This is a genomic window from Neisseria uirgultaei (assembly GCF_962719845.1).
Taxonomy (GTDB): Bacteria; Pseudomonadota; Gammaproteobacteria; order Burkholderiales; family Neisseriaceae; genus Neisseria; species Neisseria bergeri.
The window spans coordinates 1-13673 of record NZ_CAUIYF010000025.1 but is presented as its reverse complement, the minus strand read 5'-3'; the positions used below and the strand labels follow the sequence as shown (position 1 = coordinate 13673).

The 13673-nt window shown below is 53.4% G+C and carries 13 protein-coding genes; 4 read left to right on the top strand and 9 right to left on the bottom strand.

Annotated elements, in window-relative coordinates:
• Positions 1-234 precede the first annotated feature (234 nt).
• From Q9J32_RS09790 to Q9J32_RS09765, 6 genes are all read right to left on the bottom strand, one after another.
• Positions 235-384 carry a hypothetical protein gene (locus tag Q9J32_RS09790; protein ID WP_301883383.1) on the bottom strand — a complete coding sequence of 50 codons (150 nt, stop codon included), beginning with the start codon at positions 382-384 and terminating at the stop codon, positions 235-237.
• 17 nt (positions 385-401) lie between these two features.
• Positions 402-599, bottom strand: coding sequence for a hypothetical protein (locus tag Q9J32_RS09785; RefSeq protein WP_013448186.1), 198 nt, complete (start codon positions 597-599; stop codon positions 402-404).
• Between the two features lie 10 nt (positions 600-609).
• Entirely contained in the window at positions 610-1626 is a 1017-nt protein-coding gene (locus tag Q9J32_RS09780) for a lysozyme inhibitor LprI family protein (RefSeq protein WP_301883380.1), read from the bottom strand.
• A 98-nt stretch (positions 1627-1724) separates the two neighbouring features.
• Positions 1725-2939: a sodium/glutamate symporter gene (gltS, locus tag Q9J32_RS09775; protein WP_118792907.1), complete on the bottom strand. Its 1215-nt coding sequence runs from the start codon at positions 2937-2939 to the stop codon at positions 1725-1727.
• A 174-nt stretch (positions 2940-3113) separates the two neighbouring features.
• A complete protein-coding gene (locus Q9J32_RS09770) occupies positions 3114-3455 on the bottom strand; it encodes a hypothetical protein (RefSeq protein WP_301817930.1) in 342 nt (113 codons plus the stop codon).
• Positions 3456-3653: 198 nt separating this feature from the next.
• Entirely contained in the window at positions 3654-5927 is a 2274-nt protein-coding gene (locus Q9J32_RS09765; protein ID WP_301883376.1) for a Tex family protein, read from the bottom strand.
• Between the two features lie 250 nt (positions 5928-6177).
• On the opposite strand from Q9J32_RS09765, the gene galE reads away from it, so the two are divergent.
• The 4 genes from galE (at position 6178) to rfbC (ending at position 9980) form a co-directional block, all read left to right on the top strand.
• Positions 6178-7194, top strand: coding sequence for a UDP-glucose 4-epimerase GalE (gene galE / locus Q9J32_RS09760; RefSeq protein ID WP_301883374.1), 1017 nt, complete (start codon positions 6178-6180; stop codon positions 7192-7194).
• The gene (gene rfbB / locus Q9J32_RS09755) at positions 7195-8277 is read left to right on the top strand and encodes a dTDP-glucose 4,6-dehydratase (protein WP_301883371.1); all 1083 of its coding nucleotides are present in this window, start codon (positions 7195-7197) and stop codon (positions 8275-8277) included.
• 197 nt (positions 8278-8474) lie between these two features.
• The gene (rfbA, locus tag Q9J32_RS09750) at positions 8475-9341 is read left to right on the top strand and encodes a glucose-1-phosphate thymidylyltransferase RfbA (RefSeq protein ID WP_301883369.1); all 867 of its coding nucleotides are present in this window, start codon (positions 8475-8477) and stop codon (positions 9339-9341) included.
• A gap of 81 nt (positions 9342-9422) precedes the next feature.
• On the top strand, positions 9423-9980 hold the full coding sequence (gene rfbC / locus Q9J32_RS09745; protein WP_301883385.1) for a dTDP-4-dehydrorhamnose 3,5-epimerase: 558 nt from the start codon (positions 9423-9425) through the stop codon (positions 9978-9980).
• A 43-nt stretch (positions 9981-10023) separates the two neighbouring features.
• Here rfbC and Q9J32_RS09740 read toward each other — a convergent pair whose 3' ends face one another.
• The 3 genes from Q9J32_RS09740 to Q9J32_RS09730 form a co-directional block, all read right to left on the bottom strand.
• Entirely contained in the window at positions 10024-12042 is a 2019-nt protein-coding gene (locus Q9J32_RS09740) for an OPT family oligopeptide transporter (RefSeq protein ID WP_301883366.1), read from the bottom strand.
• Between the two features lie 194 nt (positions 12043-12236).
• Positions 12237-13358: a molecular chaperone DnaJ gene (dnaJ, locus tag Q9J32_RS09735; protein ID WP_301883363.1), complete on the bottom strand. Its 1122-nt coding sequence runs from the start codon at positions 13356-13358 to the stop codon at positions 12237-12239.
• 81 nt (positions 13359-13439) lie between these two features.
• Positions 13440-13598 (bottom strand): hypothetical protein, encoded by a 159-nt coding sequence (locus Q9J32_RS09730; protein ID WP_301883361.1) that lies wholly within the window; start codon positions 13596-13598, stop codon positions 13440-13442.
• Between the last annotated feature and the right edge of the window lie 75 nt (positions 13599-13673).

Genomic DNA, 13673 nt, shown 5'->3' with positions numbered 1-13673 from the left:
TTTTTTTGGGGGGGGGGGGGGGTGATGCATAATATCTCCTCGATATGGATGGAACTTTTTAACTTTACGGCAAATTGCCGATTTTATCGTATTTCCTTTTCGGTTGAAATCCCGCCCTTTAGGGCGGCAGGATCAGACTTTATAGTGGATTAACAAAAATCAGGACAAGGCGAGGCAACGCCGTACTGGTTTTTGTTAATCCACTATATTGGGAGGGGCGTAACCCCTTACGAATCAGGACAACACATAGGGCAACGCTTTTTGTGTCGTCCTGTGTGTTGGAACATCAGCATAGGAAACGCAAGAAAAGACGGCTGTTTTGCGCCTGCGTACCGTATTGGTCAAAATGCCGTCTGAAACCGACAACAGGGTTTCAGACGGCATTTCCGTCTATTTTCCCTTTATCTGCCGAACAGGTTGGCGATATTTTCCATCTGTTCTTCGGTAAAACCGTTTTCGCCCAATCTGGCGGCAACTGCCCATTCGCCCGACAAACCGTGTTCCGCACCGAGCTGCCGCCATTTTTCGACTTTGGCTTCGGCTGTGGTTTTTTCGGGCAGCGGTTTGACGGGAATCCTGCTTTTGGGGACGGTATTCATCGGTTTGCCCCTAATCGATGGAATAGCCGCGAAGATACTGTATCCGTTCGCGCGTCATCCGCGTGTCGCATTGCAGCTTGAGGTATTCGGCGTATTCTTTCCCGTCTGCCTGCGCGGCGGCTTGTCGGCAGTTGCTGATTTTTTCCTGCGCCCACTTGCGCTGTTCGCCGACCAGCCCTTTTTGCACATCGGTATCGAGTTTGTCCCAAAGTTTGGTAATTTCGGATTCCGCGCGTTGGTTTTGCACGCGCGCCTCTTCCACTTCGCCCCGTGAAACGGTAACGGTATCGGCACGCTCGCCGTCGTCGGGATGCAGGATTTCCGGTTCGGGCGCGCCTTCTGCGGCTTGGGGTACGCCCGCATCGCCGCCTGCGGCATTGTGTTCCAAAATATCTTCGGGCGTGGGTTTGGACGGTTCTTCTTCACGGGCTTTTCCGCTCAAAATCCTGACCGCGTCTTCTTTTTTCACCGCCTTGCCGTCTATCATCACGATGCTCTTCACGCCGTAAGGCAGCAGCGCGGCAGACAGCGTTTGCGCCGCCATACCGACCGTGTTGTCGATAAATGCCGTCTGACCGTCTTTGGCGGGCAGGAAGCGGACGGCTGCCGTCAATACGCCGTCTTCAAACCCGATATTGCCACCCGTCTTCTGCCGCACGATGTCTGCCAGAGACGTTTCGCCGTACAGCAGGGGGCTGTTTGCCTCGGCATCGGCAAGCGTTTCAGACGGCACGGTAATGTTCAAATCGGCAATACAGAACGTGCGCCCGCCTTCCTGCGTTTCCGAAGCGTGTTCCAAAGAAAACGCCAAACCGTAGGCGGCGGCGATAATTTTGTCGGCATCGACAAACTGCCTGCCGTCTTCGCGCGCGAAAGAACGCGCTTCCTGCGTGAGCGTTTCCTGAATACTGCCGCGTATGTCCTGCAACACAGCGGGGTTGGCGCATTCCAATGCCTTGGGCGGTTCTTCCCTGCCGCACGCGGCAAGCAGCAGGGCAAACGGCAGCGCAATGAGTTTCCGATACATGATGTTCCTTCCAAACGGTGCAGACCGATGGCGGCTATCATAGCAAAAGCACCTGCAGGCGGTAAACCTTGCAGGTGCTTTGTCGGAAAGGCGGAAAATCAGCCTTTAAAGAAATTCACAAAGCCGGTGAGAATCGCCGCATTAATCAAATCGACGAAGAACGCGCCGACCATAGGCACAATCAAAAACGCCTTATGCGACGCGCCGAAAGTATGCGTGATGGACTGCATATTTGCCACCGCCGTCGGCGTTGCGCCCAAGCCGAAACCGCAATGGCCGGCAGCCAATACTGCGGCATCATAGTCGCGCCCCATAAAGACATAGGTAACAAAAGTCGCGTACAAAACCATCACCACGGTTTGTACGGCAAGGATGACGGTTACAGGCCCCGCCAAACCGGTCAGCTCCCACAGTTTCAGGTTCAGCAGCGCCATTGCCAAGAAAAGCGAAAGCGAAGCATTGCCGAACACATCGATGGCGCGGTCGAACATATTGACTTTGAATGCGGCGGTGAGGATATTGCGGATGACCACGCCGCCAAACAGACACCACACGAATTTGGGCAGGTCGAACAGGTATTCTTTGTCGAAGCCGTCCATAATCTCGGCAAACGCCAGACACGCGGCAAACATGGCAAGCGTTTCAACGGCAGATTCCGCCGTAATCAGGCGGGTGCGTTTTGCCTGCTCGAACACGTCGTCCGCGTTGTCGTCCTGAGCCTGTTTATTATTTTCAACCGGTTTGCGGCCCATTTTGTTAATCAAACGCCGTGCAACCGGCCCGCCGATCAGACCGCCGAACACCAGCCCGAAAGTTGCAGAAGCCATACCCAAGCCGGTTGCACCGACCAAACCGTATTTGGTTTCAAAATCCGGCCCCCAGGCACCCGCCGTGCCGTGTCCGCCCGTCAGCGTAACCGAACCGGTAATCAGGCCGATGAGCGGGTCCAAACCCAAAGCGGAAGCCAGTCCGACCCCGACAAAGTTTTGCACCAAGATAAATCCGCCCACAATCGCGGTAAAAACCACCAGCGGCAAACCGCCCGCCTTTAAACGGGAAAAATCCGCGCTCAAGCCGATGGACGTAAAGAAAATCAGCATAAACGCATCTTGCAGCGGTTTTTCAAATTTGAAGCTCACGCCGTACGCTTCGTGCAGCGCAAACAGGATAATCGCGGCAATCAGCCCGCCCGCCACGGGTTCAGGGATGTTAAAATCGCGCAAGAACTTGATTTTATTAACTAAAACCTTGCCAACCAGCAAAACCAAAGTGGCGGCAATCAAGGTGTAATAACTGTTAAACGCCCATTCCATATCGTTTGACCTCCTAAAATGTTTTTCTTCATGTCCGCCCGAAGGGGCGCAGGCGCAGGGATATTAGGGGAATAGTTAAGGCTTGTCAAAGAATTGCCGTTTTTTACAACTATTTTTTACAAACAAAATACCGTCTGAAACTCCGTTCAGACGGCATCGGGCATCCGCACCTGTTCAATAATTGGTCGAACAGAACTGCTCGCGCTTGTCCGCATCGGCGGCATAACACGTCAAACCCATACCTGCCGCATTGCTGTTGGCCGCTTTCGCACCCGGTTTTTTGTTCACCGAAACCTTGCCGTTTTTTCCGATTTCCACAGTTACGCCTTTGCCGTTTTTCAGCTTCCATTTCAACACTTGCGCATCGGCACTTTGGCACTTGCTGACCGCGCAGCCGCCCTCCACTGCGACATTGCCGTTTTTATAGATTACACACTGCTGCTGGCTGTCGGCACAGGCGGCAAACGCAGAAACCGAAAAACAGGACACCAGCGCGGCAAACATCAATTTCTTCATGGTTCGGACTCCTTATTTAAACAGGTTGGCAATAATTTGAAACTATACGCCTGTCGCCATGCCCCTGCCACAACCAAATCAAATGCCGTCTGAACAGTCTTCAGACGGCATCATAGGAATACACATATTTGAAACAACAGAAAAAGCAGGGGCAAAACCCGCCACTGCATCTGTCACTGTACATCCCTGCTGTCGGACTTACCGCTTCAACTTTGCCAACGCATCCGCCATCGCCGAATTGGTTGGGGCACGGTCGTTGCGTTGGGGTTTGCGGCCGGCCGGCCGTTCGCGGCTGCGGTTTTCAGACGGCATTTTATGTTTTGCGCCGCCCGGTTCGTCATCCAAGCGCATGGTCAGCGCAATGCGTTTACGCGCAACATCGACTTCCAGCACTTTCACTTTCACCACGTCGCCGGCTTTCACCACTTCGCGCGGGTCTTGGACGAACTTGTTGGACAGCGCGGAGATATGCACCAAGCCGTCCTGATGCACGCCGATGTCCACGAACGCGCCGAAGTTGGCGACGTTGGAAACCACGCCCTCGAGTATCATACCGACTTGCAAGTCGCTGATTTCATGGATGCCTTCGGCAAACGATGCCGTCTGAAACGCACCGCGCGGATCGCGGCCGGGTTTTTCCAGTTCGGACAGGATGTCCAGAATGGTCGGCAGTCCGAAGCGTTCGTCGGTGAAGTCGGATGCTTTGATTTGCTTCACGCGCTCGCGGTTGCCGATGAGTTCGGCGGCGGTAATGCCTTGTTGCGCCAGCATTTTGGCGACGACGGGATAGGCTTCGGGATGCACCGCGCTCGCGTCCAGCGGTTCTTTACCGCCGTTAATCCGCAAAAAGCCTGCCGCCTGCTCGAAGGTTTTTTCGCCCAAACGCGGTACTTTCAGCAATTTTTTGCGGCTGTCGAACGCGCCGTTTTCATCGCGGTAGGCGACGATGTTTTGGGCAAGGGTTTGATTCAAACCGGAAATCCGCGCCAAGAGTGGGGCGGAGGCAGTATTCACGTCCACGCCGACGGCGTTCACGCAGTCTTCGACCACCGCGTCCAGCGATTTGGCAAGCCGGCTTTGGTTCACATCGTGCTGATACTGGCCCACGCCGATGGATTTGGGGTCGATTTTGACCAACTCAGCAAGCGGGTCTTGCAGCCTGCGGGCAATGGACACCGCGCCGCGCAGGGAAACGTCCAAGTCGGGGAACTCGCGCGCCGCCAGTTCGGATGCGGAATAAATCGACGCGCCGGCTTCGGACACGACGATTTTGTGCAGCCCCATTTCCGGCATTCCGCGCACCAGTTCGCCCGCGATTTTGTCGGTTTCGCGGCTGGCGGTGCCGTTGCCGATGGCGATGAGCTTCACGCCGTGCTGCTTAATCAAGCGCGACAGCGTTGCCAACATATTGTTTTCTTGATGCAAATAGACAATAACGGTATCCAGCAGCTTGCCCGTATCGTCCACTACGGCACATTTCACGCCGTTGCGGTAGCCGGGGTCGAGACCCAAAGTGGTCAGCCGTCCGGCGGGTGCGGCGAGCAGCAAGTCTTTGAGATTGCGGGCGAACACGGTAATCGCATCGGTGTCGGCGGCTTCTTTCAGACGGCCTAAGGCTTCCAGCTCCAGCGACAAAAAGATTTTCGCGCGCCAAGTCAGGCGCACGGTGTCGCGTAGCCATTTGTGGCCGTCTGAAACCTTGAAGCGGCAGGCGATGATTTGTTCGTATTCGCTTTGCTGGGTAATCGGCGTGTCGTCGGGCTGGTATTTGAGCGCGATGTTCAACACGCCTTCGTTGCGGCCGCGCAATACCGCCAGCGCGCGGTGGCTGGGCATGGTGCGGATGAGTTCGCGATGGTCGAAATAATCGCTGAATTTTTCGCCTTCGGTTTCTTTGCCTTCAACGACTTGCGCGTGGATTTCGGCTTCGTTCCACAGCTTGTCGCGCAGCGTGCCGATGAGTTCCGCGTCTTCGGCAAACTGCTCCATCAAAATCGCACGCGCGCCGTCCAGTGCGGCTTTAGCGTCGGGGACGTTTTCGTTCAGGTAGCCCCGTGCGGCGGCTTCCATGTCCTGCGGCTGCTCGGCAAGCAACACGTCCGCCAGCGGCTGCAAACCGTGTTCGCGCGCGATTTGCGCCTTGGTGCGGCGTTTGGGCTTGTAGGGCAGATACAGGTCTTCCAGCGCGGTTTTGTTGTCGGCGGCTTCGATTTGCGCCCTGAGGTCGTCTGAAAGCTTGCCTTGCTCTTCAATGCTTTTTAAAACAACGGCTTTGCGCTCTTCCAACTCGCGCAGGTATTGCAGCCGCTCGGCAAGCTGGCGCAGCTGCGTATCGTCCAGCCCGCCCGTGGCTTCCTTGCGATAGCGGGCGATAAAGGGCACGGTCGCGCCGTCGTCCAAAAGCTCGATAGCGGCATTGATTTGCGCGGTAGTGGCGGAGAGTTCTTGGGAGAGGATTTGGGTGATGTTCATAAATTGCCTCCGTGATGCCGTCTGAACAGCCGACGGCGCAATGTGGGTAATCGTTTGGAAAAGATGTTTCAACACACAGAACGACACATAAAGCACCACCCTATGTGTTGCCCTGATTTGGAAGGGGTTACGTCCCTCCCAAATAAAGTCTGATCCTACCGCCCTAAAGGGGCGGGGTTTCAACCGAAAAGGAAATATGATGAAGATAATACTGATATACTTTGCCCGATACAATCTGAAAGGAATGTTTATGACCGTCCTGATTACCGGCGGCACCGGCTTCATCGGTTCGCACACCGCCGTCTCACTCGTCCAATCCGGTTACGATGCCGTGATTCTAGATAATCTGTGCAACTCGTCTGCCGCCGTCCTCCCGCGCCTTCGGCAAATTACCGGCAGAAACATACCGTTTTATCAGGGCGACATCCGCGACCGTCAGATTTTGAGGCAGATTTTTTCAGAACACGAAATCGAATCCGTCATCCATTTTGCCGGTTTGAAGGCAGTGGGGGAAAGCGTTGCCGAGCCGATGAAATATTACGGCAACAATGTTTATGGCAGCCTGGTGCTGGCGGAAGAAATGGCGCGCGCGGGCGTGTTCAAAATCGTATTCAGCTCGTCGGCAACCGTTTACGGCGATGCGGAAAAAGTCCCCTATACGGAAGATATGCGCCCGGGCGATACCGCTAATCCTTACGGTGCGTCCAAAGCGATGGTGGAACGGATGTTAACCGACATCCAAAAAGCCGATCCGCGTTGGAGCGTGATTTTGTTGCGCTATTTCAACCCGATTGGCGCGCACGAAAGCGGCTTGATCGGCGAACAGCCCAACGGTATTCCCAACAACCTTTTGCCCTATATCTGCCAAGTGGCTTCGGGCAGGCTGCCGCAACTGTCGGTATTCGGCGGCGATTATCCAACCCCCGACGGTACGGGAATGCGCGACTATATTCATGTGATGGATTTGGCAGAAGGGCATATCGCGGCAATGAAGGCAAAAGGCGGCGTTGCCGGCGTACATTTGTTCAACTTAGGTTCGGGCCGCGCCTATTCCGTCTTAGAAATCATCCGTGCCTTTGAAGCCGCATCCGGTTTGAGCATTCCTTACCGAATCCAACCCCGCCGCGCCGGCGACTTGGCGTGTTCCTATGCCGACCCGTCCCATACCAAACAAGAGACAGGTTGGGAAACCAAACGCAGCCTTGCGCAAATGATGGAGGATTCGTGGCGTTGGGTCAGCCGCAACCCCGACGGATACGGGGATTAAATGCAAACCGCAAACAAAAAAACCATCCTCGTTACCGGCGGCGCGGGCTTTATCGGTTCTGCCGTTGTCCGTCATATTATCCAAAACACCCAAGACTCTGTCGTCAATGTCGATAAGCTGACTTATGCCGGCAATCTCGAATTGCTGACCGACATTGCCGATAATCCCCGCTACGCTTTTGAGCAAGTGGATATCTGCAACCGCGCCGAACTCGACCGCGTGTTCGCGCAATACCGGCCCGATGCCGTGATGCACTTGGCGGCGGAAAGCCATGTCGACCGCGCCATCGGTTCGGCAGGCGAGTTTATCCAAACCAATATCGTCGGCACATTCAATCTGCTGGAAGCTGCGCGCGCCTATTGGCAGCAAATGCCGTCTGAACAACGCGAAGCCTTCCGTTTCCACCATATTTCTACCGATGAAGTTTATGGCGATTTAAGCGGCACAGACGATTTGTTTACAGAAACCGCGCCCTACGCGCCGTCCAACCCCTACTCTGCTTCTAAAGCGTCCAGCGACCACCTTGTCCGCGCATGGTTGCGTACTTACGGTTTGCCAACCATTGTAAGCAACTGCTCCAACAACTACGGCCCCCGACAATTCCCCGAAAAACTCATTCCTTTGATGATTCTGAACGCGCTTGACGGCAAACCGCTGCCCGTGTACGGCGACGGTATGCAAATCCGCGACTGGCTGTTTGTCGAAGACCACGCGCGCGCGCTGTATCAGGTTGTAACCGAAGGTGTTGTCGGCGAGACCTACAATATCGGCGGCCACAATGAAAAAGCCAATATTGAAGTCGTCAAAACCATCTGCACCCTGCTGGAAGAGCTTGTTCCTGAAAAACCGGCCGGCGTGGCGCGTTATGAAGATTTGATTACCTTTGTCCCCGACCGCCCAGGCCACGATGTCCGCTACGCCGTCGATGCGGCGAAAATCAGGCGGGATTTGGGCTGGCAGCCTTTGGAAACTTTTGAATCCGGCCTCCTCAAAACAGTGCAATGGTATTTGGACAACAAAACCTGGTGGCAAAACGTATTGAACGGCAGCTACCGTCTGGAACATTTAGGTACGGATAAATAGTTTTCAGACGGCATCCCGACGCAATACCGTCTGAAAACCCATCGCAAAGGAAGAAAGCAAAGATGTTTCAACACACAGGACGACACATAAAGCACCGCCCTATGTATTGCCCTGATTTGGAAGGGGTTACACCCCTCACAAATAAAGTCTGATTCTACCGCCCTAAAGGGCGGGGTTTCAACCGAAAAGGAAATACGATGAAAGGCATCATACTGGCAGGCGGCAGCGGTACGCGCCTATATCCGATTACGCGCGGCGTGTCCAAACAGCTCCTGCCCGTGTACGACAAACCGATGATTTATTACCCCTTGTCGGTTTTGATGCTGGCAGGAATCCGCGATATTTTGGTGATTACCACGCCCGAAGACAATGCCTCTTTCAAACGCCTGCTCGGCGACGGCAGCGATTTCGGCATTTCCATCAGTTATGCCGTTCAACCCAGTCCCGACGGCTTGGCGCAGGCATTTATCATCGGCGAAGAATTTATCGGCAACGGCAACGTCTGTCTGATTTTGGGCGACAATATTTTCTACGGTCAATCGTTTACGCAAACATTGAAACAGGCGGCGGCAAGCAAACACGGCGCAACCGTGTTTGCTTATCAGGTCAAAAACCCCGAACGTTTCGGCGTGGTCGAATTTGACGAAAATTTCAACGCCCTGTCTATCGAAGAGAAACCGCAACAGCCCAAATCCGATTGGGCGGTAACCGGCTTGTACTTCTACGACAACCGCACCGTCGAGTTCGCCAAACAGCTCAAACCGTCCGCACGTGGTGAATTGGAAATTTCCGACCTCAACCAAATGTATTTGGAAGACGGTTCATTGTCCGTCCAAATCTTAGGACGCGGTTTCGCGTGGTTGGACACCGGCACGCACGAAAGCCTGCACGAGGCGGCTTCCTTCGTCCAAACCGTGCAAAACATCCAAAACATGCACATCGCCTGCCTCGAAGAAATCGCCTGGCGCAACGGCTGGCTGACGAAAAAAGATGTGGAAACACGGGCAAAGCCCTTAGAAAAGACCGCCTACGGGCAATACCTGCTGCACCTGATTGACAAATAAATGCCGTCTGAACGCCCCGACGGCTTTCAGACGGCATCCAAACCGCAAAAAACAGCGGTAACGATACCGCCAAAGGACTTTATGGACATCATCGACACCGCCCTCCCCGACGTAAAAATTTTAAAACCGCAAGTCTTCACAGACGGGCGCGGCTTTTTTATGGAAACCTTCCGAGACGGGTGGTTCAAAGAAAATATTGCCGACCGAACCTTTGTTCAGGAAAACCATTCCCAATCACGCAAAGGCGTATTGCGCGGCCTGCACTACCAAACCGAAAACACACAAGGCAAACTCGTACGCGTAGTTGTCGGCAAAGTGTTCGACGTGGCCGTCGATATGCGCGAAGGTTCGCCGACTTTCGGCAAATGGGCGGGCGCAACCTTGTCGGCGCAAAACCGATACCAGCTTTGGATACCCGAAGGCTTCGCACACGGGTTTTGCGTTTTGGGCGACGAGGCGGAAGTCGTGTACAAATGCACGGACTATTACAAGCCGGAAGCCGAACAGGTTTTAATATGGAACGACCCGGCAATCGGCATAGGCTGGCCGCTTCAAACCGCGCCGCTGCTGTCGCCCAAAGACCTTGCCGGCAAAACGTGGGCGCAAGCCGAAAAGCTCCGCCTTCCGCTTTCCCGATAAAAAATGCCGTCTGAACGTTTCAGACGGCATTTTTTCCGACAGCCTACCTGCCCGCCTTCAGTACGCGCTGTGCAAAGAAAAACATCCCAGTCACGAAGAACGCCAAACCCAACCATGAGGCGGCGGCATCCCAGTTTTGCAGATTCAACGCAAGCGGCGCGTCCGAGCCGCCGTTGGTCACGGAAAAGGCAATAATAAACGCCATAATCACACCGATCAGGCTTTCACCGACAATCAGGCCGGCCGCGAAAAGCGTACCGATACGGTCGGCGTTTTTCAGACGGCCTTCGCGGTTTTCCGCCTTCTTGCCGATGATGTGTTTCAACACCGCCGCCAACACCGCGCCTGCCACGATGGGCATATTGACGGACGGCGGCAGATAAATGCCCATACCGACCGCGAGGACGGGCAGGGCAAGTTTGCCGCCTGATGATTTTTTCAACACCAAATCGGCGGCAATCAACACCGCACCGATTGCGATGCCGGTAAAGATATACGCCCATTCGAGGTTGTGGGCGAAAATGCCCGACGCGATGGTCGTCATCAAAGTCGCCTGAGGGGCTGCCAAAGCCTGCGCCGCATCCATGCCTTCGCGCGGCATCGCGCCGGTAAAGCCGTAGGCTTCGTAAAGCAGTTCCAACACAGGCGAAATCACCAGCGCACCGACGATACAGCCGATAATCAGGGCGACTTGCTGCCGCCAAGGCGTTGCTTTAAGCAGGTAGCCGGTTTTCAAGTCTTGCAGGTTGTCATTGGAAATCGAAGCCACGCAGATTACTGCCGAGCCGCAAAACAGCGTTAACGCCAGTAAGAATTTGCGGTTGGCTTCATCCACCATCAAACCACCTGATTCGCCCACAACCAATAAAACCAGCGAAATGATAACAATGGAAACGATGCCCACGCCGGAAATCGGGCTGGAAGACGAGCCGACCAAACCCGCCATATAACCGCAGGCGGCGGCGACCAAAAAGCCGATGACGGAAGCCAAAAGCGTGCAAACGACCACTAAAAGCCAAGCCATGCCGCCCGTAATGTGCGAATCGCCGATAAAGTGGTAAAACGACACGCCTAGAATAAACATCATAGACAATACCCAAAAAATCATGGCTTTAGGCGACAAATCCTGTTCAGCGCGTTCCGCAGCGGGCGCGCCGCCGCCAAAACTCTTGAACGACATCTTCATGCCTTCCACCATCGGCTTGAGCAGCATCAATAAGGTCCAAACCGCCGCGATACCTATGGTTCCCGCGCCGATAAAGCGTACTTTTTCCTTCCACAGCTTCATCGCAAACGCCGCCATTTCCATATCGGAAGGTTGCGGAATGTGTGAGGAGAAATACGGCACGGCAATGCCCCAAGCAATCGAAATGCCCAACAGGATGGCGATACCGCCCGTCAGTCCGACCAAATAGCCCGCGCCCAACAATGCCAGTGAAAAGCCCATCGGCAGCTGGAAAATCGCCGTACCGCTTTTAAACCAATAACTCGCGCTATCGGCAATCACACGCAGACCTCCGGCGCAAAAGCTCATCAATCCCGCCAACGCGCCGCCGGCCGCCAGCTCTTTGATACCGCTGCCGCCCTGACGGTCATCCCCTTCTTCATGACCGCCCACTTTCAAAATTTCAGCAGCCGCCACACCTTCCGGATAAGGCAAATCGCTTTTCACCACCATCGCGTAACGCAGCGGAATGGTGAAAATCACCCCCAAAATCCCGCCGGCAATACATAAAAGCGTCGTCTGCCAAAACGGGAAACCGCTCCAGTAGCCCGCCATCAGCAAACCGGGCAGGACGAAGATGATGGTCGAAAGCGTACCCGCCGCCGAAGCCTGCGTCTGCACCATGTTGTTTTCCAAAATATTGCTGCCTTTGAAAAACTTTAAAACCGCCATCGAAATCACTGCCGCCGGAATCGACGAGGCAAAGGTCAGTCCGACTTTCAAACCGAGATAAACGTTGGACGCAGTAAAAATTACAGTGATCAATGCACCGAGTATCATACCTCGGAGCGTCAGTTCGCGGTATTCTTCTACCGAACCGGATAAAGATTTATTCATTATTCTTCCTTTAAAAACAGACTTTCACATATTGTTGGCATCACGCCATGATGTCAAGTTTTAAAAAGAACGGTTAAAAACAGTTATCCCACCCTGCCCATACCCAATTAAAAATAAAAACTATTTCCAAACAAACAAAAACAGCCGTATCAGGGAGATGCCCCGATACGGCTGCTTGTTTCCGAACCTTAAAATCAATCAAACAAATCACGCAGCTTGTCTAAAAACGATTTCTTGCGCGGTGTTTGGTTTTCCAACCCGGTAGAAATCCGCTCAAACTCTTCCAAAAGCTCTTTTTGACGGTCGGTCAAATTGACAGGCGTTTCGACAACAATATGGCAGTACAAATCACCGATTGCACTACTGCGCAACGATTTAACACCCTTACCTTTTACCCGCATCCTTCTACCTGTCTGGGTTTCTTTGGGGACGGTGAGCTTGACCTTTCCGTCCAAGGTCGGCACTTCTAACTCCCCGCCCAAAGCAGCCGTGGCAAAACTGATCGGCAGTTCGCAATGCAAATCCAAACCATCGCGTTGGAAAATCTTATGGGACCTGATACGCACCGTTACATACAAATCGCCTGCAGGCGCACCATGCCTTCCCGGCTCGCCTTCCCCGCTCAAACGGATACGTTGTCCGTCATCTATGCCTGCAGGAATATTGACTTCTACAGCCTTGCCGGTTTTATTCCGTCCTTCCCCGTGACATTTAATACAAGGGTCTTTAATATGCTTACCCGCACCATGACAAGTCGGACAAGTCTGTTGCATACGGAAAATCGCCTGCTGGATGTGCACCGTACCCGAGCCTTTACAAGTCGGACAGGTTTCAGGGGATGTCCCAGGTTTCGCGCCACTACCGTTGCAAACATCGCACGCTTCATAAGTCGGAATATTGATGCGTTTCTTCACACCTTTTGCTGCTTCTTCAAGCGTGATTTCGATACCGACTTGAACGTCCTCACCCTGATAATCAGGCTGGGCGCGCCCCGAACCGCCTCCAAACATTTGGCTGAAAATATCCCCAAAGTCAAAACCTTGAGCACCACCAAATCCACCAAACCCTCCAAATCCTCCTTGACCTCCTCCTTCAAATGCCGCATGACCATACTGGTCGTACATAGCGCGCTTTTCCTTGTCGGATAAAGTTTCATACGCCTTTTGTACTTCTTTAAACTTCTCTTCCGCCTCTTTATTGTCAGGATTGCGGTCGGGATGGTATTTCATCGCCAATTTACGGTAGGCTTTTTTAATCTCATCATCGGTAGCTGTTCTTGCCACACCCAGCGTCGCATAAAAATCTTGATTACTCATTTTTTCATCTAATTCAAAATAAAATCACGGCTTAAAATAAGGGCAATTGCGCAAAACACAAGACAAACAGACTGCCACAGCTTACAAACTGAAACAGAATACACTTTTCAGACGGCATAAACCGATGCCGTCTGAAATCTTCAGGTATGCACGACACAAAAACTTAGACAGGCATAAAACCAACCGCCATGAAGTATTTTTGTTATAAAAACGCCGCCTGAACGCATGTTCAGACGGCATTTCCTTGGCATCGATTCATTCCCCGATATAGCGCAGGTCTTTTTCCAGCCATTTCCCTTCCAAACAAAAAACAAA